General features: G+C 43.9%; 15 protein-coding genes, 4 tRNA genes, 2 rRNA genes and 1 other RNA gene. 5 read left to right on the top strand and 17 right to left on the bottom strand.

What is annotated here, in order from left to right; all coding sequences use genetic code 11:
* From AO382_RS05980 to nfsA, 9 genes are all read right to left on the bottom strand, one after another.
* Nucleotides 1–2,409, bottom strand: a 23S ribosomal RNA gene (locus AO382_RS05980); the annotation flags it as partial.
* Between the two features lie 245 nt (nucleotides 2,410–2,654).
* A tRNA-Ala gene (locus tag AO382_RS05975) sits at nucleotides 2,655–2,730 on the bottom strand.
* 4 nt (nucleotides 2,731–2,734) lie between these two features.
* Nucleotides 2,735–2,811 (bottom strand) — tRNA-Ile (locus tag AO382_RS05970).
* Between the two features lie 61 nt (nucleotides 2,812–2,872).
* Nucleotides 2,873–4,401, bottom strand: a 16S ribosomal RNA gene (locus AO382_RS05965).
* 455 nt (nucleotides 4,402–4,856) lie between these two features.
* Nucleotides 4,857–4,933, bottom strand: a tRNA-Met gene (locus tag AO382_RS05960).
* Nucleotides 4,934–5,065: 132 nt separating this feature from the next.
* Nucleotides 5,066–5,404, bottom strand: an RNA gene (gene rnpB, locus AO382_RS05955) — RNase P RNA component class A.
* 19 nt (nucleotides 5,405–5,423) lie between these two features.
* Nucleotides 5,424–5,675, bottom strand: coding sequence for a YfhL family 4Fe-4S dicluster ferredoxin (locus tag AO382_RS05950; protein ID WP_064602541.1), 252 nt, complete (start codon nucleotides 5,673–5,675; stop codon nucleotides 5,424–5,426).
* 8 nt (nucleotides 5,676–5,683) lie between these two features.
* Entirely contained in the window at nucleotides 5,684–6,178 is a 495-nt protein-coding gene (gene coaD / locus AO382_RS05945; protein ID WP_064611642.1) for a pantetheine-phosphate adenylyltransferase, read from the bottom strand.
* A gap of 148 nt (nucleotides 6,179–6,326) precedes the next feature.
* On the bottom strand, nucleotides 6,327–7,109 hold the full coding sequence (gene nfsA, locus AO382_RS05935) for an oxygen-insensitive NADPH nitroreductase (protein WP_064618993.1): 783 nt from the start codon (nucleotides 7,107–7,109) through the stop codon (nucleotides 6,327–6,329).
* Nucleotides 7,110–7,318: 209 nt separating this feature from the next.
* Here nfsA and smpB point away from each other — a divergent pair, with 209 nt between their 5' ends.
* On the top strand, nucleotides 7,319–7,783 hold the full coding sequence (smpB, locus tag AO382_RS05930) for an SsrA-binding protein SmpB (protein WP_049235842.1): 465 nt from the start codon (nucleotides 7,319–7,321) through the stop codon (nucleotides 7,781–7,783).
* Between the two features lie 55 nt (nucleotides 7,784–7,838).
* Here smpB and rarD read toward each other — a convergent pair whose 3' ends face one another.
* Nucleotides 7,839–8,747, bottom strand: a complete 909-nt coding sequence (gene rarD / locus AO382_RS05925; protein ID WP_064618990.1) for an EamA family transporter RarD — start codon at nucleotides 8,745–8,747, stop codon at nucleotides 7,839–7,841.
* A gap of 208 nt (nucleotides 8,748–8,955) precedes the next feature.
* Between rarD and AO382_RS05920 the strand changes: the two genes are divergently transcribed.
* Nucleotides 8,956–9,423 carry an Lrp/AsnC family transcriptional regulator gene (locus AO382_RS05920; protein ID WP_227512542.1) on the top strand — a complete coding sequence of 156 codons (468 nt, stop codon included), beginning with the start codon at nucleotides 8,956–8,958 and terminating at the stop codon, nucleotides 9,421–9,423.
* A 1-nt stretch (nucleotide 9,424) separates the two neighbouring features.
* Nucleotides 9,425–10,027 carry a hypothetical protein gene (locus tag AO382_RS05915; protein ID WP_227513640.1) on the top strand — a complete coding sequence of 201 codons (603 nt, stop codon included), beginning with the start codon at nucleotides 9,425–9,427 and terminating at the stop codon, nucleotides 10,025–10,027.
* Between the two features lie 35 nt (nucleotides 10,028–10,062).
* Here the strand turns inward: AO382_RS05915 and AO382_RS05910 are convergent, their stop codons facing one another.
* Entirely contained in the window at nucleotides 10,063–10,953 is an 891-nt protein-coding gene (locus tag AO382_RS05910) for a DMT family transporter (protein ID WP_064618984.1), read from the bottom strand.
* A 5-nt stretch (nucleotides 10,954–10,958) separates the two neighbouring features.
* Nucleotides 10,959–13,034, bottom strand: coding sequence for an NAD-dependent DNA ligase LigA (gene ligA, locus AO382_RS05905; RefSeq protein WP_064618982.1), 2,076 nt, complete (start codon nucleotides 13,032–13,034; stop codon nucleotides 10,959–10,961).
* Nucleotides 13,035–13,300: 266 nt separating this feature from the next.
* Between ligA and AO382_RS05900 the strand changes: the two genes are divergently transcribed.
* The gene (locus AO382_RS05900) at nucleotides 13,301–14,323 is read left to right on the top strand and encodes a PTS transporter subunit IIC (protein WP_064618978.1); all 1,023 of its coding nucleotides are present in this window, start codon (nucleotides 13,301–13,303) and stop codon (nucleotides 14,321–14,323) included.
* A 177-nt stretch (nucleotides 14,324–14,500) separates the two neighbouring features.
* Entirely contained in the window at nucleotides 14,501–15,148 is a 648-nt protein-coding gene (gene upp / locus AO382_RS05895) for a uracil phosphoribosyltransferase (RefSeq protein ID WP_064618976.1), read from the top strand.
* Nucleotides 15,149–15,262: 114 nt separating this feature from the next.
* Here upp and AO382_RS05890 read toward each other — a convergent pair whose 3' ends face one another.
* From AO382_RS05890 to AO382_RS05875, 5 genes are all read right to left on the bottom strand, one after another.
* Nucleotides 15,263–16,255, bottom strand: a complete 993-nt coding sequence (locus tag AO382_RS05890; protein ID WP_064618973.1) for an LLM class flavin-dependent oxidoreductase — start codon at nucleotides 16,253–16,255, stop codon at nucleotides 15,263–15,265.
* A gap of 162 nt (nucleotides 16,256–16,417) precedes the next feature.
* Entirely contained in the window at nucleotides 16,418–18,892 is a 2,475-nt protein-coding gene (locus AO382_RS05885; protein WP_147286450.1) for a DUF262 domain-containing protein, read from the bottom strand.
* Nucleotides 18,870–20,258: a hypothetical protein gene (locus AO382_RS05880; protein ID WP_162270577.1), complete on the bottom strand. Its 1,389-nt coding sequence runs from the start codon at nucleotides 20,256–20,258 to the stop codon at nucleotides 18,870–18,872. The genes AO382_RS05885 and AO382_RS05880 overlap by 23 nt, the downstream gene beginning before the upstream one ends.
* A gap of 35 nt (nucleotides 20,259–20,293) precedes the next feature.
* Entirely contained in the window at nucleotides 20,294–20,683 is a 390-nt protein-coding gene (locus tag AO382_RS10470) for a DUF262 domain-containing protein (protein ID WP_162270576.1), read from the bottom strand.
* A 322-nt stretch (nucleotides 20,684–21,005) separates the two neighbouring features.
* Nucleotides 21,006–21,081, bottom strand: a tRNA-Gly gene (locus AO382_RS05875).
* Between the last annotated feature and the right edge of the window lie 26 nt (nucleotides 21,082–21,107).

The raw sequence follows: 21,107 nt of genomic DNA, 5'->3' as shown, positions 1-21,107 counted from the left end.
ACCTTTTATCCGTTGAGCGATGGCCCTTCCATACAGAACCACCGGATCACTAAGACCTACTTTCGTACCTGCTCGACTTGTGGGTCTCGCAGTTAAGCGCGCTTTTGCCTTTATACTCTTTGAACGATTTCCGACCGTTCTGAGCGCACCTTCGTACTCCTCCGTTACTCTTTAGGAGGAGACCGCCCCAGTCAAACTACCCACCATACATTGTCCTTAGATCTGTTAATCTCAAGTTAGAACCCCAACATAACCAGGGTGGTATTTCAAGGTTGGCTCCACAAATACTGGCGTATCTGCTTCAAAGCCTCCCACCTATCCTACACAAGTTAGGTCAAAGTTCAATGTAAAGCTGTAGTAAAGGTTCACGGGGTCTTTCCGTCTAGCCGCGGGTACACAGCATCTTCACTGCGATTTCGATTTCACTGAGTCTCTGCTGGAGACAGCGCTGCCATCATTATGCCATTCGTGCAGGTCGGAACTTACCCGACAAGGAATTTCGCTACCTTAGGACCGTTATAGTTACGGCCGCCGTTTACTGGGGCTTCGATCAAGAGCTTCGCATACGCTAACCCCATCAATTAACCTTCCAGCACCGGGCAGGCATCACACCCTATACGTCCACTTTCGTGTTTGCAGAGTGCTGTGTTTTTAATAAACAGTTGCAGCAGCCTGGTATCTGCGACTGCCAACAGCTCAAAGAGCAAGTCTTATCACCATCGGCAGCGTACCTTCTCCCGAAGTTACGGTACCATTTTGCCTAGTTCCTTCAGCAGAGTTCTCTCAAGCGCCTTGGTATTCTCTACCTGACCACCTGTGTCGGTTTCGGGTACGATTCATTTATGACTATGCTTAGAAGCTTTTCCTGGAAGCATGGTATTTGCCACTTCGCTGATAAATCAGCTTGCTATCAGATCTCATTAATAACCGAGCGGATTTGCCTACTCAGTCTAACTACATCCTTCCACCTGGACAACCATCGCCAGGCTGGCATAACCTTCTCCGTCCCTCCATCGCATCATAAACAAGTATCGGAATATTAACCGATTTCCCATCGACTACGCCTTTCGGCCTCGCCTTAGGGGTCGACTCACCCAGCCCCGATTAACGTTGGACTGGAACCCTTGGTCTTCCGGCGAACGGGCTTTTCACCCGTTTTGTCGTTACTCACGTCAGCATTCGCTCTTGTGATACCTCCAGCACACCTTACAGTGCACCTTCACAGGCTTACACAACGCTCCCCTACCACTTAATTGAAACAATTAAATCCGCAGCTTCGGCTCCTAGTTTGAGCCCCGTTACATCTTCCGCGCAGGCCGACTCGACTAGTGAGCTATTACGCTTTCTTTAAAGGGTGGCTGCTTCTAAGCCAACCTCCTAGCTGTCTGTGCCTTCCCACATCGTTTCCCACTTAACTAGGAATTTGGGGCCTTAGCTGGCGGTCTGGGTTGTTTCCCTCTTGACGACGGACGTTAGCACCCGCCGTCTGTCTCCCGGATATCACTCATCGGTATTCGGAGTTTGCATCGGTTTGGTAAGTCGGTGTGACCCCCTAGCCGAAACAGTGCTCTACCCCCAATGGTGTTCGTCCGAGGCGCTACCTAAATAGCTTTCGGGGAGAACCAGCTATCACCGAGTTTGATTAGCCTTTCACCCCTATCCACAAGTCATCCCCTGGCTTTTCAACGACAGTGGGTTCGGTCCTCCGGTGCCTGTTACGGCACTTTCAACCTGCTCATGGATAGATCACTCGGTTTCGGGTCTATACCCTGCAACTCATTCGCCCTATTAAGACTCGGTTTCCCTACGGCTCCCCTATTCGGTTAACCTTGCTACAGAATATAAGTCGCTGACCCATTATACAAAAGGTACGCCGTCACGGAACAAGTCCGCTCCGACTGCTTGTATGCACACGGTTTCAGGTTCTATTTCACTCCCCTAACAGGGGTTCTTTTCGCCTTTCCCTCACGGTACTGGTTCACTATCGGTCAGTCAGGAGTATTTAGCCTTGGAGGATGGTCCCCCCATCTTCAGACAGAATTTCTCGTGTTCCGCCCTACTTAATATGTCGCTTAAACAGTTTCGCATACAGGACTATCACCTACTATGGTTGGCTTTCCCACGCCATTTTGCTACTGTAAAATTGATCGGCTCCTCCGTGTTCGCTCGCCGCTACTTACGGAATCTCATTTGATGTCTTTTCCTCGGGGTACTGAGATGTTTCACTTCTCCCGGTTTGCCTTACACAGTAAACTGTGTAATAACCAACTTGTGTTGGTTGGGTTTCCCCATTCAGAAATCGCCGGGTCACAGGATATTGCCACCTCACCGACGCTTATCGCAGGCTATCACGTCTTTCATCGCCTCTGACTGCCAAGGCATCCACCATGTGCACTTCATTACTTGACCATACAACCCCAAGGGGTCTTATGGGTAATGTGTAACGATTCACCTATGTTTACGCTTGATTCAGTTCTCTTTACTTTAGGTGATTGTATTGGGTACAATCACCATGGTTAATTATTACGTTGGATAATAATTAACCCAGACTCATACTATGTTGTTAAATAATGTTATAAACTTCGTCAGTTTATAAAATGAAAGCATAAATAAGAAATCTTATTTAAATTGCTTATGTATGCTTTGATGTTTATTGGTGGAGCCAAGGAGAGTCGAACTCCTGACCTCCTGCGTGCAAGGCAGGCGCTCTACCAACTGAGCTATGGCCCCAAAATGGTGGGTCTAATAAGACTTGAACTTATGACCCCCGCGTTATCAACACGGTGCTCTAACCAACTGAGCTATAGACCCGTTTTAAACATCTTACCAAAGAACAACTTGTTGTGAATTCTTGCCAATCAGATAACTTCGTTAAGGAGGTGATCCAGCCGCAGGTTCCCCTACGGCTACCTTGTTACGACTTCACCCCAGTCATCGACCCCACCGTGGTGATCGCCCTCTTGCGTTAGGCTAACCACTTCTGGTGAGATCAACTCCCATGGTGTGACGGGCGGTGTGTACAAGGCCCGGGAACGTATTCACCGCAGCATTCTGATCTGCGATTACTAGCGATTCCGACTTCATGGAGTCGAGTTGCAGACTCCAATCCGGACTACGATAGGCTTTTTGAGATTGGCATCACATCGCTGTGTAGCAACCCTTTGTACCTACCATTGTAGCACGTGTGTAGCCCTGGTCGTAAGGGCCATGATGACTTGACGTCGTCCCCGCCTTCCTCCAGTTTGTCACTGGCAGTATCCTTAGAGTTCCCGACCGAGTCGCTGGTAACTAAGGAAAAGGGTTGCGCTCGTTGCGGGACTTAACCCAACATCTCACGACACGAGCTGACGACAGCCATGCAGCACCTGTATGTGAATTCCCAAAGGCACTCTCGCATCTCTGCAAGATTCTCACTATGTCAAGACCAGGTAAGGTTCTTCGCGTTGCATCGAATTAAACCACATGCTCCACCGCTTGTGCGGGCCCCCGTCAATTCATTTGAGTTTTAACCTTGCGGCCGTACTCCCCAGGCGGTCTACTTATTGCGTTAACTGCGTCACTAAGTCTTTAAAAGACCCAACGACTGGTAGACATCGTTTACGGCGTGGACTACCAGGGTATCTAATCCTGTTTGCTACCCACGCTTTCGCACCTCAGTGTCAGTATGATGCCAGGGAGCTGCCTTCGCCATCGGTATTCCTCCAGATCTCTACGCATTTCACCGCTACACCTGGAATTCTACTCCCCTCTCACCTACTCTAGTCATCCAGTATCAGATGCAGTTCCCAGGTTAAGCCCGGGGCTTTCACATCTGACTTAAATGACCACCTACGCGCGCTTTACGCCCAGTAATTCCGATTAACGCTTGCACCCTCTGTATTACCGCGGCTGCTGGCACAGAGTTAGCCGGTGCTTATTCTGTGGGTAACGTCAGGGCTTATGGGTATTAACCATAAGCTTTTCCTCCCCACTTAAAGTGCTTTACAACCAAAAGGCCTTCTTCACACACGCGGCATGGCTGGATCAGGCTTTCGCCCATTGTCCAATATTCCCCACTGCTGCCTCCCGTAGGAGTCTGGGCCGTGTCTCAGTCCCAGTGTGGCTGATCATCCTCTCAGACCAGCTACAGATCGTCGCCTTGGTAGGCCTTTACCCCACCAACTAGCTAATCCGACTTAGGCTCATCTAATAGCGAGAGCTTGCGCCCCCTTTCACCCGTAGGTCGTATGCGGTATTAGCTTGAGTTTCCCCAAGTTATCCCCCACTACTAGGCAGATTCCTAAGCATTACTCACCCGTCCGCCACTAAGTATCAGAAGCAAGCTTCCTAACTTCGTTCGACTTGCATGTGTTAAGCCTGCCGCCAGCGTTCAATCTGAGCCATGATCAAACTCTTCAGTTTAATCTTTTATTTGCCAATGAAAAAGACAAGCTTTTTTATTGGACTTTAATTTTGGCTCATTCATCGTGTACATTATGTACTTACTAGCAATAATTGATATTATAAAAATATCTGCTCATCGTGTAAATGAATTAACTTTGAGTATTTTTGCCTTACTTAAGATAAGTAATTAAGATAAGTAATAAGTATCAATGAATGATAATTTATTTAAGTATCTTGTATTGACAAAAATCCACACAAGTTGTTCTTTAGTTTGGATTTTAAATAGTGTGTTAATCATCGTCTGATTAACTTGAGCTGAACATTATAACATGGAATGTTTTAAAGTCAAGCGGTTTTTTGTTTACGAATTAGTTAGAGTTCGTGAATTTTGCTACTCATTCATCAGAGTAGAAGTCATATTATAATGAATTAAAATCTTCTGTCAAGCATTAATTTTAAATTTTTATAATATGTGGTGGCGATGAAGAGACTTGAACTCTTGACCTCACGATTATGAGTCGTGCGCTCTAACCAGCTGAGCTACATCGCCATTACAGGACGCAAATTATAGCATAAAGTTTTGGCTTGTCAACGGTAAAATTAAAAAATTTTGAAAAATTTTAATATTGATGAGCAGCAGTAGAGCGGTTCGTTTGGACTATATAAAATAAAGCCATAAATATCAAAAGGCAGACCGATAAGCCGAGTTCTGTCGTGGACAATCATTCATCTAGGCATATCGTTACCGATATGCTCAAGCAACCTACCCGAACTCTGAGCGGGCAACCCATTGAGTTCCTATTTGGTCTTGCTACATGTGGAGTTTACCTTGCCGTGAACTGTCACCAGTCACGCGGTGGGCTCTTACCCCACCGTTTCACCCTTACCTATATCATAGGCGGTCTATTCTCTGCTGCACTGGTCGTAGGCTTTCGCCCCCTAGCCGTTAGCTAGCACATTGCCCTATGTAGCCCGGACTTTCCTCCCGCACTGTCGTGCCGGCGATTGTCTGGTCTGCCAAGTTATTATTATAACACATTTTATAAATCAGAGGTAAGTTTTTGATATTTTGCCAGCAGCTCATCTTCGGTCTCTGGAAATTTTGGATCTTTGGGAATGCAATCCACAGGACAAATATCCACACACTGCGGTGTGTCATAATGCCCAACACATTCAGTGCATAAGGCTGGATTGATCACATAAATATCATCGCCTGCATAGATGGCTTCATTAGGGCAAACTGGCTCGCAAACATCGCAGTTAATGCACTCTTCGGTAATTTTTAATGCCATAACAGCGCCTATGATTGATGAAACTTTTTGTCAAATGCCGCCAACACTGATTCAGGGACAAATTTACTGACATCACCACCAAGCTTGGCGACCTCACGAACCAAGGTCGATGATACGAATGAATACTCTTGAGATGGAGTCAAAAACACTGCTTCAAAATTATCATCCAAACTGCGATTCATATTAGCAAGTCCAAATTCATATTCAAAATCACTCACCGCGCGCAGCCCACGCAGTACCGCACTTGCCCCCTGCTCTTTAGCGAATTCAACCAACAATCCCTCAAAACCCACCACTGATACTTTAGGATTATCCGCGAAATACTGTTTCACCAATGCCACACGCTCATCAAAATCAAAGAGCGGCTTTTTGTGATGCGCAAATGCCACAGCAATGATCACTTCGTCAAATAACTTAAGCGCACGATTCACCAAGTCAATGTGACCGTTGGTCATTGGATCAAATGTGCCAGGATAAAGAACTTTTCTAGGGGTAGCTGTCATGGCGATACGCCTTTTGATTACAAAACAAAATGTCTATGGTAACAAATTTTTATTGACTTTTAAATATGGAAATATAAAAGGCAGGAATTGCCTGCCTTTATTGACTAACCATCAACGAATTATGACTTTAAATGCTGAATTTGATCAATTAACGCTTCGCAAAGCCTTGGTCTTGTAGGTATTCAAGCATGAATGGGCGCACTTCGCCGCCAAAAGTCGAGGCAATTTGGGCACTCCAGTCCAAATCCAATCCGCGTCCTTGATAATATTCACGCACCACATCATTATACTCTGCTAGCGCACGCTCATCTGGCACTTGATAAGTATCTGTAGACACCAGTACATCCAGTGGCAAGCGCGGACGCTGCGATTGATTGATCTTAGAAGACATGTCTGGGTAACCCAAGCACAGCCCAAACAAAGGCACCACATGTTTTGGCAAACCTAAAATCTCGCCTGCACGGCGGATGTCATTGCGTAGGCTGCCGATATAGACGCCACCAAGCCCTAAGCTTTCTGCAGCCGCCAGCACATTTTGTGCCATCAAGGCGGCATCAATCGCCCCAATGACCATCACTTCTGTCCAGTCAGTCTGCACATCAGCAAGCTGATTGTGACGATGACTGTCCATACAAAACACCAAATACTCAGCACAACCTTCTACATAAGCATGACCCAGACGCTTACCATCAGCAAGCGCCTGCTCATACTCTTCTTGGCTCATATTACAAGAAATTTGTCTTAGCTGAGTGCGCTTAAACTTATCCACCACGCGGATGATGCTTGCTGCCTGAAGAAAACTTGACGTCGATACCGCACGTCCTGCCTCAAGTATCGCGGTGAACATCTCCTCAGAAATCGGCTCGCCTGTGTACTTTCGAATCGAGCGGTGATTCATTAAGGTTTCTAAAGTGGGTTGACTGTTTAGCATCATTTTTTCCTTTTAAAGCTTAAAGTGTGAATACCTACTTCATATTAACAAATTTTTTGGGGATGGCGCAACCGCTACGCCACCAAAGCGCTCCGCTATGTTAAATCCACTCAGCAAGATGATACTTGTATGAATAACTTCGAATTTTGCTATAATAAAGGTCAAATACGACTTATTTTGAGTAATTTTAAGAATAATAAGGACACATCATGGCAAAAAAACCAAGCAATCAGATCTGCGCTAATAAAAAGGCGCGGCATGAATATTTTATTGAGGAAACTTATGAAGCAGGCTTAGTGCTTGAAGGCTGGGAAGTCAAATCCATTCGCGCAGGCAAAATGTCAATCACCGAAAGCTATGTGATCTTTAAAAATGGTGAAGCGTTTTTATTTGGTGCGCACATTCAGCCACTTTTGACCAGCTCAACACACGTCAATCCTGATAACATTCGCACACGTAAGCTTTTGTTAAATCGCCGTGAGATTGACAAGCTCTATGGCATGGTGAATCAAAAAGGCTATGCGGTGGTGGCGCTGTCTTGTTATTGGAAAAATGGGCGCGTCAAATGCGAGATCGCCCTTGCCAAAGGCAAAAAGCTGCACGACAAGCGCGCAACACTCAAAGAGCGTGATTTTGCGCGTGATAAACAGCGTGGCTTTAAAAATCAACTGTAAAAATCAAAAAAACGATGCTAATTTGGCATCGTTTTTAGTGGCTGCGTCATAAAGACTAACTACGCTGCTCATCTTTTTGGCGATTCGCAAAAAGCCCTTGGATAATCAAGCACACCACCGCCGCCCAAATCAGACCATAACTTACCAACATACTCAAGCTAAACACGCTGCCCAAAATCGTAATCGACAGTATGAATAATAAAACCGGCTCAAGATAACTTAGCATCCCAAATAAACTGACAGGCAAAAGGCGGCTGGCTTCGATATTAGTCGCCATCGCAAGCACGCTGATCGCCCCAAGCCCCAATGTCTTGATCAGCAGCGTGCCGCTGCTTGTAACCACCGCTGCATCGCTCATCAAGATGCCTGCTAGGCAAATCGGCGCAATGATCGACAAATCAACAAACAAACCTGTCAAGGCACGCACCCCAAGCAAGCGTCGTATCACATAATAAATCGGATACGTGCCACACACCCAAAGCGTCGCCCAGCTGATGCCGCTGGTGCGCCAAATCTCTACGCTTACGCCAGCTGCCGCCAGCGCCACGGCAAGTGTCTGTAGCTTGGTAAGTCTTTCACGAAACACCAAAAACCCTGCCACTACCATCGTCAGCGGAAATAAAAAATACCCCATCGACACCTGAATACTCTGTCCATTCACCGGTGCCCACATAAACAGCCACAGCTGACTTGCCAAGATGGGCGTGGGTAGCAGCAAATACACCCAAGATTTGGCGCCGCGGATCGCCTGTAAATCAGACTTAACCTGAGCCATCTTGCCCGTCATCACCAAAAATGCCGCCATGCACAGCCACATCATCACCATGCGCCAAAAAAATACCTGCGTCCCCGTCAAAGGCGCCATCCATTTGCTATAGGCGTACAGCACACCAAAAAGCACATTTGACAATGCCGCAAGTATCACCCCAATCATCAGCTTATTGCCAGTCGACAGATGGCTCATTTGAAAAATCCTGCCTGTGTATCTCAAGACCGCTGTCATCATAAAGACCGTCGCATCCTAATTATTAATGGTAGGTTGATTAAAAGAATAGGCGTATTTTAAGAAAAAAGGATGATATAATGTTCTGATAATCGCTGCTATTTTGAGTATATTTTTCAAAATTCTATCGATTATGATAAAATTTCTCATATTTTTGGAATTTATAATAATGCATAAACTTGATCATATTGACAAAAAAATTTTAAACATACTGCAAGACGATGCCACCTTACCCCTAAAAACGATCGCTGAAAAACTGCAAATCTCCACCGCCACAGCGCAGCGACGCATCAGTCAATTAAGCGATGCCAAAGTGATCGAACGCACCGTCGCCATCGCCAATCCTGCCAAAGTCCAAAGACCGCTGATCGTGCTTGTACTGATCAAAATGACCCATTCAAACACGCCAACGCAGCACCGATTTGAAAGACTGATGGCAACACATCCGCAAGTGCTCAGCTGCTATGAAATTTCAGGGGATTATGACTTTGTGCTGACGGTTGTGAATAAAGACATGCAAGATTATCATCGCTTTACGCGCCAAAATCTATCTGGTGATAATAATGTCGCTAATTTTAATAGCCAATTTGTGATGAATTCGGTAAAATCTAGTACAAAAATTTATTTGGATGATTGATATGCCTGTGTTTAAGTTTATCATACCGCTTTTGGCGGTCGCACTCATCGGCTGCCATGACCGCAGCACCGAAGATAATTTAAAACTCATCCATGATGACGCTAAGACTGCCAAAACCACCGATGGTCATGAAAAATTAGACAATCCCCATGATTTTCAAGCGCTGCTAGATGAGCTTGGGACAGATCATGAGCCTTTGGCGCCGTCAATTCAGCCCATCATCACCGAAGATGGCAAAACAAAAATTGACTGGTCGCACATTGATACCAAAACCGCCAAAGTGGATAAAACTGCCTTTGATTATCCATTTTTAATCGATAGTGAGCCTGTCGTTAATTATGCCAATGCCTACAATATCAGTGCTGAACAAGCGCAATATTCTATGCTGCTATCCATGGCAAGCCCAGAAGCGCTTGGTAAAATCGTCGATCAGCTTAGCAATCAATATATCGCTCATCAATTCCGTGATGGCAGCGATCCTGCGCTGATCATTCAAGTGATGCCTGATGTCGTCAATGAACAGCATAGCTATATTATCTCTGATAAATTTGCTGAAGGCTTGGAGCTGCCCATTGAGATTGTATCGACTCAAAACGCTCAATAAATCAGTGAATCAAAAAGGGTTTGGGTTTTACCAAATCAGTGCTTGGCTTTGGCTTTGACCGAGCCCAAATAAATGGCAGCCATGGTGAGTGCCGCGCCTAGCCACTGTATGACGGTGATGGATTTATTTAACCAAAAATAATCCAGCACCAGTGCCGCCACAGGTTCAGATAATAATAACAGTCCCGTCACTGCCAAGCTCAGACGCGGAATACTAAACGCAATCGCACCAAAAGCTAAGCACTGCATGACTGTGCCATAGACCAAGATCCAGCCAAGCTCATGGGGCGTCTTGGGCAAGATCTGACCTTGATCCAACCAAAGCATCAAAGGCAGCACTGCCATCGCACCCCCTGCACCCACCAAAGCCATCAAGCTAAACAGTGGCGTCGGTGCATGATAATGTACTTGACGAACCCAAGTCAAAGAAATCGCAAGGCAGGCGCCAGAGACGATACCTGTCACAAAGCCCAAGCCTGCCTGCCCATTATGCCCAAACTCAGGACTGGCAATCAGCGCCACACCCATCACCGCAAGGACGAGGCTAACAAGCTGCATCCAATTTTGACGCTCGCCAAAAAAACAAAAGCCAATAAACGCCAAAAAGAAAATTTGCAAGCTGTTTAGCAGGGTAGAAATGCCAGGGCCTACCGCATGGATGCTTTCATGCCATAGCGCCAAATCAAGCCCAAGCGCCGCGCCTGCAAGCAGTGCATATACCAAGGCAGGTTTTGATTGGGGGAATTTTTGGCGAAACAAGAGCGCCAGCAGCACAAATACGATAGACGACACCGCCAATCGCCAAAATGCCATGGCATAAGCGCCGACATCGACATGCACCACAATCAAGCTGCCCATGCCAAATAAGATGCACCCAATCAAAAGCCCAAGCATGGGCAGGGTTTGTGGATTATTTATCCGACTCATCGCTGCTATGCCTGATCGTACGAAGTCAGTAGTGCTAAAAATTCATCTTCTAAAACGACTGCGACGCCAAGTTTTTGGGCTTTTTCAAGCTTACTGCCTGCTTTTTCACCAGCAAGTAGACGTGTGGTCTTCGCCGACACGCTGCCGGCAACTTTAGCACCCAAAGCAACGAGCTTATCTTTGGCTTCATCACGCCCCATACTGCCTAAAGTACCAGTCACCACCCAAGTCTCTCCAGTCAATGGCAATGATGATTTGTCAGGCGTATCCATCGCTTGCCAATGAACACCCGCCTCAATCAGTGCCTGCACCACCTCAATATTATGCGATGCCCGAAAAAAATCATAAATTGATTGAGCAGTTACCTCACCAATATCAGGTACAGCTTGTAGTGCTTGTAAATCTGCCTCAATGATCGACTGTAATTCCCCAAACTGCTGTGCCAATGACAATGCTGTACTTTCACCAACACCACGAATCCCCAAAGCAAAAATAAAACGAGGTAAGGTGGTCTGTTTTGATTTTTCAATAGCCGATAGCATTTTGGTAACTGATTTATCACCCATACCCTCTAGCGTTATTAAATACTCAGCCTGCTTGTGGAGTTTGTAAATATCTGCCACCGTCCGAACAAGCCCCATTTCAAAGAACTTAATCAGCCACTGACTGCCCAAACCATCAATATCCATGGCACGGCGAGAGACAAAATGAATCAATGCTTCTTGCTGCTGGGCGGCGCAGTACAGTCCACCAGTACATCTTGCCAACGCCTCACCTTCTGGCAAGCTAATCGGTGATTGGCAAACTGGGCAAGCCTTTGGCAGGAGGATAGGTTTGGCATCGGTAGGGCGTAGCTCACCAATGACGCCAGATACCTTAGGAATGACATCACCTGCCCGATGCACATTGACCATATCTCCAATCATTACCCCAAGACGCTCAACCTCACCAAAATTATGCAGCGTGACATTACTGACCGTAACGCCGCCCACATTCACCGGCTCAAGCTTACCAACAGGTGTCAAAGTCCCTGTCCGCCCCACTTGCCACTCAACGCCCATCAGCCTGGTAGGCACAGTTTCGGCAGGGAATTTATACGCAGTCGCCCAGCGCGGTTCACGGCTTAAAAATCCCAATCGCGCCTGCAAACCCAAATCATTCACCTTAATGACCAAGCCATCAATTTCAAATGGTAACTGGCTGCGCGTTTTGATAATATGGGCATAAAATGCTTGAATCTCGTCAAGACTTTTGGCGATCTCAAAAGGCGCGGTCTCAAACCCAAGCTGACCAAGCCACTGCATTGCACCTGACTGCGTGGTGATACCATCAGGCAATCCATCATTCACCGAATACCCAAAAAACGCCAACGGACGCGCGGCGGCGATGGCAGCGTTTAACTGCCTGAGCGAGCCTGCGGCGGCATTGCGCGGATTGGCAAAGGTTTTTTCGCCGCGTGCGGTGCTTTCTCGATTTAATTTTTCAAAACCTGCCTTTGGCATCAGCACTTCGCCGCGGATCTCAAGCCGCTTGATTTGCTCACATCCTGCCAAAGTCAGTGGCAAATTACGGATTGTTCTGACATTATGCGTGATGTCCTCGCCCACCTGCCCGTCGCCTCGCGTGACCGCTTGGATGAATTGACCGTATTGATACTTTAGCGATACCGCCAATCCATCAAGCTTTAGCTCCATTTCATACTCATCAATGACCACGCCCAATCGCTCATTGGCACGGCGCAAAAATCCTGACAAATCATCAGCATTGAACACATTGCCCAATGATAGCATCGGCACCTCATGCGCCACTTGCGTAAAGAACGGTAGTGGCTCACCACCGACCGTATTAATCGGGCTATCAGGTTGTATCAAATCGGGATGCTGCTCCTCAAGTGTCATCAGCTCGCGGCGCAGACCATCATATTCGCCATCAGAAATCGTCGGTGCATCCATCACATAATACGCATGATTATGGCGCTTTAGCACCTCGATCAAGGCGCGCATCTGAGCGATGATCTTATCATCAGCTTTGGCAGAACTGTCTTTGGATGCGTCATCAAAAAAAGAAGTTTGGGTATTCATAATTCTACTTTGGTTGGTATGCATTGGGCTTAAGTGCCCTATTTTAGCAGAAATTTTTATATGTTTTTAAGTATTTCGGTGGCGATCAGCGGTTATAAATTATTGAAAAATTCAATTAAAGACCAATGAATCGCTACGCCATTTTCGATCAAAATTAATCACTTTTGAATAAATTTTGAATTATAATAATGGCTTTGATTGGCTCATCATTTCAGCGCCACAAAGCGATCTTTGGGCGTCAATTTTTATCAACTTAAGATCATCTTATGACCAAATTTTCTTTTAAAGCACATCTTGAGCGCCAAAATATTGTGCTCTCCTGGCAGCGCTATGGTATCGAAGCCCTGAACTTTATGGCGCTTGGCTTATTTTCATCACTGATTTTGGGTTTGATTATCAAAAATTTGGGTACATGGCTTGATTTACCATGGTTGGTTGAGATTGGCAAACAAGCACAAAGCCTAATGGGCGCAGCCATTGGCGCTGGCGTGGCTTATGCCCTCAAGGCGCCGCCGCTGGTGCTGTTCACCTCGATCACCACAGGCTTTGCAGGTGCGGCGATGGGTGGTCCTGTTGGGGCATTCGTGGCAGCGCTGATTGGGGCCGAGTTTGGAAAATTTGTCCATCGCATGACACCTTTAGATATCATCGTCACACCTGCCACGACGCTCATCGTCGGCATGGCAGTGGCAGGATTTATCAGCCCTGCCATCGATCGGCTGATGGTGAGCCTTGGACAATTTATCATGTGGGCGGTAGAGCTATCACCGATTATGATGAGCATTGTGGTGGCGGTTGCCATGGGTCTGATTTTGACTTTACCCATCTCAAGTGCGGCGATCGCCATCAGCCTTGGGCTTGGCGGTTTGGCAGCAGGGGCTGCAACGGTAGGCTGCGCAGCGCAGATGATCGGCTTTGCGGTGATGAGTTATCGAGACAATGGCATCGGTGGTGCGATGGCATGTGGGCTTGGCACTAGTATGATTCAGGTACCCAATATCCTAAAAAACCCCAAAATCTGGCTGCCGCCCACCCTATCAGGCGCCGTGCTTGCCCCCTTTGCGACGGCGGTGTTTGGCATGACTAATATCCCTTCAGGTGCAGGCATGGGCACCTCAGGCTTTGTCGGTCAGATTGGCACACTTGACGCCATGGGTATCAGCCCCATGACTTGGCTACTTATCATCAGCTTTCATGTCATTTTGCCTGCGATTTTGACTTGGATATTTGCCAAACTATGCTACAAAAAAGGCTGGATTAAAACAGGCGATCTGTTACTTAATAAATAGCCAAAGCGTGCTATCACCAAAGATTGGCAAGCGGACTAAGGGTTTTGTGGGTAGCCTTCACTCAAATTGGCAAGGCAAAAGCCAGTGCAATTCTGCTAAAAAATTGGTATCATTATCAGCATCGCCACACATTCAAATCATTAGATCGTGGCAAATCTTCTTAATTAAGGCACTATTATGACCGCTCCTTTAAATATCCATGTCATTGACCATCCTCTTGTCCGCCACAAGCTGTCACTCATGCGCGAAAAAGAAACCAGCACTTATAAGTTTCGCACGCTGACCAATGAGCTTGGGCGACTGATGGCGTACGAAGCGAGCCGTGATTTTGAGATTGAAAGCTTTAGCATGCAAGGCTGGTGCGGTGAAATCACTGGCGAGCAAATCAAGGGTAAAACAGTCACTGTGGTACCCATCTTACGCGCAGGCTTGGGGATGCTTGATGGCGTCCTTGATCTATTACCAACTGCCAAAATTTCTGTCGTTGGACTTCAGCGCGATGAAACGACACTAGAACCTGTGCCTTTTTTTGAGAAATTTGTCAGTGACATTGACCGTCGCCCTGCATTAATTTTGGATCCGATGTTGGCAACAGGGGGCAGTATGGTCGCTACGATTGATATGCTTAAAAAACATGGCTGTACTAACATCAAAGCATTGGTATTGGTCGCAGCACCTGAAGGCGTGCGCTTAGTCAATGAAGCACACCCCGATGTCAAAATCTATACCGCCGCCTTAGACAGCCATCTTAATGAAAACGGCTACATCATTCCAGGTCTTGGCGATGCTGGCGATAAGATTTTTGGCACCAAGCAGATTGATTAAATCCATCTTTGGGAAAATAGGCACTTTTTATCTTAAGTTAAAAGTGCCTATTTTTATTTAGTGATTTATTTTCATTCAGCATAGCAAAAATTATTTAAGCTAAGCTATTTAAAGCTATTTAAAATTTTTGACAATATCGGATAATAGCTCATAAGAATCATGCTGTTTTTGGACATCATAAATATAGCTGACTGCCATCAGTTCATCGGCTTGAACTTGGCTTTGTAATTGTTCGAGCTGTTCTGCGACTGTCTTAGGAGAACCAAGCAAGCGACACGACATCATACTATCAGCCATCTGTACAATATGCGGCGGAATGTGCGCGTCGATGTCTGTCACAGGCGGCTTCATGCCGCTACGCTGACCTGTTACTATATTTAAGAAAAACTGTAAACTTGTGCTAGCCAAAAACTCAGCTTCGGCATCGGTATCTGCAACAAATGCGTTCACGCCAACGATGACCTTAGGCGTATCAAGCACCGCTGATGGCTGAAAGTGATTACGATAAATCTGTACCGCTTGCGTCAAAAAGCGTGGTGCAAAGTGTGAGGCGAATGCATATGGTAAGCCCATTTGAGCCGCCAAATACGCACTTTCGGTACTAGAACCTAAGATATAAAGCGGCACTTTTAGACCTTTGGCAGGATAAGCGCGCACTTGATTACTATCTGCATCATCACCAAAATAAAATTGCAACTCTTTGATATCATTTGGAAAACTCATCGCAAAATCATCATGATTACGACGGATGGCGCGTGCAGTCTCAGGATCTGTACCAGGTGCACGCCCAAGCCCCAAATCCACTCGATCAGGATATAAGCTCGCCAATGTCCCATAGTACTCTGCTACCACAAAAGGTGAGTGGTTGGGCAGCATAACACCACCTGAGCCGACACGAATGTGTGCTGTTTTATCTAGCACACGCTGAATAAGTAGGCTGGTCGCAGAGCTTGCCAAATATGGCATATTGTGATGTTCGGCAATCCAAAAACGGCTCAGTCCTAGTTTTTCAGCATGTTGAGCCAGTGCTACGGTATTATCCACTGCCTGAGCGAAGGTTTCGCCCTGACGAAATAGGGATAAGTCTAAAATGGATAAATCAGTCATCATTTCACCTTCTTTTTATGATCGTTCAGCCAAAAGCTTGTTTTACGGTTTGGGATATCTGATTACGATATGGGGGCAACTGATGAATTTACCAGTTTGAGATTTCATTGATACAACACATCAATTAGTCTAACAGCACTCACTTGATTTGACTAATTTTAATTAATAGTGATCAATCAGATACTCTAACACTGTTTTTAATTTTATGATTCTATCTTCTAAGTCCACGCCCTGATCATCTTGAGTGATCATAAGTTTGTTGTCTTTAGTCAAGATATTTTCCTGAATAAGTTGATCAATGATGTCTTTAAATGAGTCATTGCCTTCGCAGTTGAATTTGAATACAAATCCATCATTAGCACAACCGATCGAAATAGAAAGATCATTGTGGTTAAAGCTTAAGTCGCTGCGATAATCTTCGATCGAGCAACATTTTGTCAGATCTTCACAGTTTTCAAAATCTTCAGTGATGGCTAATAAAAATGGTCTCCAATGACGACCATTGAATTGTCTTTTAAATAACATCCAACAATCATAGGGTTCGTCATAATTCTTCCAATAATAAAACCCTTGTGTCCATTGATCTTGCCACTTATGAAACGCAGGATATTTGATCAGATAATAATTTAAATCTTTAGGTAAAGCTTGGTTATCATCAAACTTTGCCAAATAATCATCAATCATATCACGATGGGTCTTTTCAGGATGTTCAATAAAAAATTTCAAATACGCTTTGAGTGTTTCTTTGGTTTTATCAAAATCCTCTGAACTTCTTTGATTACTTTGGGTGAATATTTCTCGCCAAGTATTGACATGGTTACCGTTACCAAAGCGTTTTTTACCACTTGCACCATAAGCTTGCGTATAGTCACCCAAAGTCAGTAAAGCCGGGCTAATAGACTCATAAAAATCCTTTTGCTTCTCATCATCGCTTTTCTTCTCACAGAATCTTTCAAGAAATTTACTTGCCAAGGCAGGAAAATTTTCATCTATTATAGGTAAATTTTTATCCTTATCAACATTGCCATTACTGTTTCTTAGAAAGATGCTGATACTGCCTCTTAATAAGTGGTGATCCTCAAGTCGATATAGAACCGACTTATTTTCAGGGTGCTCCTTAATATAGTCAGATTTTGTCTTATCTTCATCAAATTGTCTTTTTGAGAATTTGGGCTGCGCAGATAACTCATCTTTTTGTAATATCAAATCCACTTCTTCAAGATAATGCTTAAAAAACTCCTGTCTAAGCCAAGTATCTGATGTTAAATTTCTAATTTTTCTTAGTTTCACTCTATCAAGTTCGTCATATCTCCTGCAGGACTTGATATAGGCGTATAGCAATATCTGCTCACCCATGGAAAAGGCATTTTTTATCTGCTCACCCATAGAAAAGGCATTTTTTTCATCACCAAATCGATATTCCTTGACACATTTTTCAAAGAGATTTACAGCAGGCTTGTTAAAAAATAATCTGACCTTATCCTCTGTAAAGTCATCCTGATCAATATAAAACACTTCTTCAAATCTGGGAAAATTCGATTCATTTGAGCGATTCAATTTCTCAAAAAAATCCAGATTATCAAATAAAAATTCAACATTTTGTGTGTCTGAATACACCTTTTTAATGATTTCTAGCCAAAAATCCTGCTCCTGAATTTCAATCCCTTTAGTGGCGATCAGAATATCAGTAATAAACCAGACAAAGCTTAAGAAGCCTTTATCCATTTTTTGGGCAATATCACTATCAGGATTTGGATTTTCTTTGTCTTTGAATATATCCCAAAACAGATCAGACCATGCTTGATCAATTTTATTGTTAAAATCGTCTTTGAGCTTACCTGATAAAATCTCTGAAAATTGAGATTTAAAATGTTCAAAATCAGTCAGCGGCTTACCTCTGGCATTCATTTTGATGTATAAATCATCAGGCAAGCCAAGATTTTGCATTTTAAGTAGATGAAACACGATCCTAGGTTTGCTGCCTGTCAGCTTTTCCCAGATGTCTGACACGCCATGGAATTTTTTGTCTATGGCTTTTAGCATCACTAACATGGATGTGATGGTCGGATCATTCTTCCAACTGGCAGTGAACCAGTTTTGGTTCATAATTTGTTTTTCGATTCTGTCGGCAGTTTGCTCAGAAAACTCTTCACCAAAATCTGGCTGAAAATCCACCACCAACTTTTCACAAAAATCTCTAGAGCTTTTTCGGGTATCATAAGTAAAGTTCTTAAGAACTCTCAACCGATCTTCTGATACGCCTTCTTTTTTGGCAGCATACCAATGCAAGAGAAATAATGTAGTAAGCCGCTGCTGTCCATCCAAAGGTTTAAAAATCGTAATTTTTTTGTCTTGGAATTGATCTTGATCCTCATAACCATAGATAAAATCCAATTTTAGTTTTTTATCATCAGCATCATCGGATAATGCCTCAAATAAATTACTCAAAAACATTTCTCGAATATACTGGATGTTTTTGGTGTTTCTGCCTTGAGCGTAGTCTCGCTGGATTTTAGGGATGGATACTTCATTTTCTTTCAAAAGCTCAAACAAGCTTTTTTCTTCGCTGTCGCATGTTGATAAATTATCAGTTAGTTCACTCATATCATGCACCTTAATATTTGTTATATTTTCCAAGTACTTCCTCAATCTTTTCAATGTAGCCTTGACGGTCAGCAGCAGACCAAAAATGACGCTGCTTTAAATCAGGATCTTTAGTGTAATACTTCAAAAATGCCCTGCGTGTACAGACAGGAATAAACTGACCTGCTTTATCTATCTCGATGATTTTTTTGCATTTCACTTCAAAGATTGAATTATTCAGAGCAGAGTTGTCATTCATGCCCAATAAAGCAAGATTACTAAGGCTATCCAGATGATCCAAGCCATCGTCATTTTGATTAAAATGTTGGTGCATTTGATCAAACACATAATCAAATTTTTCCCAACTTAAGCGATCAGGATTACCTAGATAGCGTTTGACTTGATCGATTAATTGTTGGATTTCAGGTGTCTGTTCTTTTTTCTCAAGAATGGGTAAATGATATTCTAACCAAGTCTTCCACTGATCTTTGTTATTTTTATCAAACTTATCAGAATTTCTTGCATGAATATGCTCAAGACTCCAATTTTTAGATTTATGAAACTTAAAAGGATAAGGTTCATATTCAGACTGGTAGTTTGTTTCAACATTAAACAATAGTAAGATATTAAAAATCTTATTTGAGTCGTCTTCGTACCCTAGATCTTTAAAATTCCAATCAATTGACTGCTGAATCTGCTTATTAATACCGCTCTTAAAATCATCTTTGGTGCTGCACAAAGCTTCTTTGACCAACTCTGCCAAATCAATGCCCTTATAGCCACCTACCGACCTTGCCAAAACCAAGTAGCCAATTTTATGATAAAGCTCATGATCAGAATACCAATCACTCAATGTAAAATAAAACTGTTCAATCCGATTCCACCACCCGGTTAGCGGCAGGCTATTTTGTTGTTCGTCTTGTTTCCCTAAAAATTTGGTGAATGTAAAATAAGGGTCTTGCTGATTTTCATCGTTGCTTGTGATGATGTCTAGGCTTGGGATGATGTCTAGCAGAAGCTCAATTTTGACTTCATAGTGATCTCTGGGTTTATTGGTAATAAATGCCCAAAATTTCCCATCTTCTGCATTTAATTTATTTTCTATCTCATCCCACAGTTTGGCTATTTCAATTTGTTTGATTTTCCGCTTTTCTTCAGCTAAGTGACCAAAGCTGTTTTCTGATAAAAATAACGCTTTGACAAGCTCAGCATTTGTCAAAGGAATTTTCCCTAAATTCAGTCGCTCAAACAGAGCATTGCTCGGCTCAGATGAATTGACTTCATACCAAATGACTTTAGAATTTTCAAAAAAATTTTTTTCAAATGAGCCGCTATTTTTTTTATATGATTTGATCCATTCACATATGGTTTCATATGCTTTACCAATGTAGTAAAAATCTATATTTTCTTGATTAATCAAAACTTTATTTTTTTCTTCATCTTCCTTTAGCCCATTCAAAAAGTCTGCGCTTTTTTCTCGAGTTTCATAAGCAAGTTTGAACTGAGGCTGCTTTTTTTACCTTTCCAAAATTCATTAATCCCCTGAATGATTAAAAATATGGTGGTCAGTCTTTGCTGTCCATCGATCACCTCATACCACTCACCTTCCAAATTATGCAACTGTTTTTCCGCCGTATCCATTGCTTTGACAACAACAGGCTGCAGGCAATAAAAGCTCAAAGCTCCTCTGGCGTTCAAATAAGTGGGTGTAAACTGCTCAATATCATCGAGCAATTGCTTAACTTGTGTTTTTGTCCACCGATAACCGCGTTGATAATGCGGTATAAAAAATTGCTTATCATGAATATCTTGAATCGCCAAGAGCTTTAGAATAGATGTTGTCATCATAAAAACCTATATTTATCAGGTGCATAGTGGCAGGTTAATCAGATAGCCTATCGCAGATTATCATACTTTGGTTTAGCAATGATCTCACGACACAAATCAGAAATCAAGACTCAAAAAGTGGCTGAGCACAATCCAAATCAGCCGCTTTCAACCAGTATTTGCTTTGGCATAAGGTGGTTTTTATTCTCATCAATAAAGCAAACGGCTAACATGGCAGGCTAATAATCCCTGAACCAATCTACAAGATATAATAGCCCCCAAATCCTTGATTTGCAACAACAAAAAAGCCCAAATCTTTTGATTTGGACTTTTTAAAATTTGGAGCGGGAAACGAGATTCGAACTCGCGACCCCGACCTTGGCAAGGTCGTGCTCTACCAACTGAGCTATTCCCGCTGATCAGCATTTGCTGTATGGATGCG

Source organism: Moraxella catarrhalis (genome assembly GCF_001656295.1).
GTDB classification, from domain to species: Bacteria; Pseudomonadota; Gammaproteobacteria; order Pseudomonadales; family Moraxellaceae; genus Moraxella; species Moraxella veridica.
The sequence above is the reverse complement of the archived record's forward strand: the minus strand, read 5'-3'. Positions and strand labels throughout refer to the sequence as shown.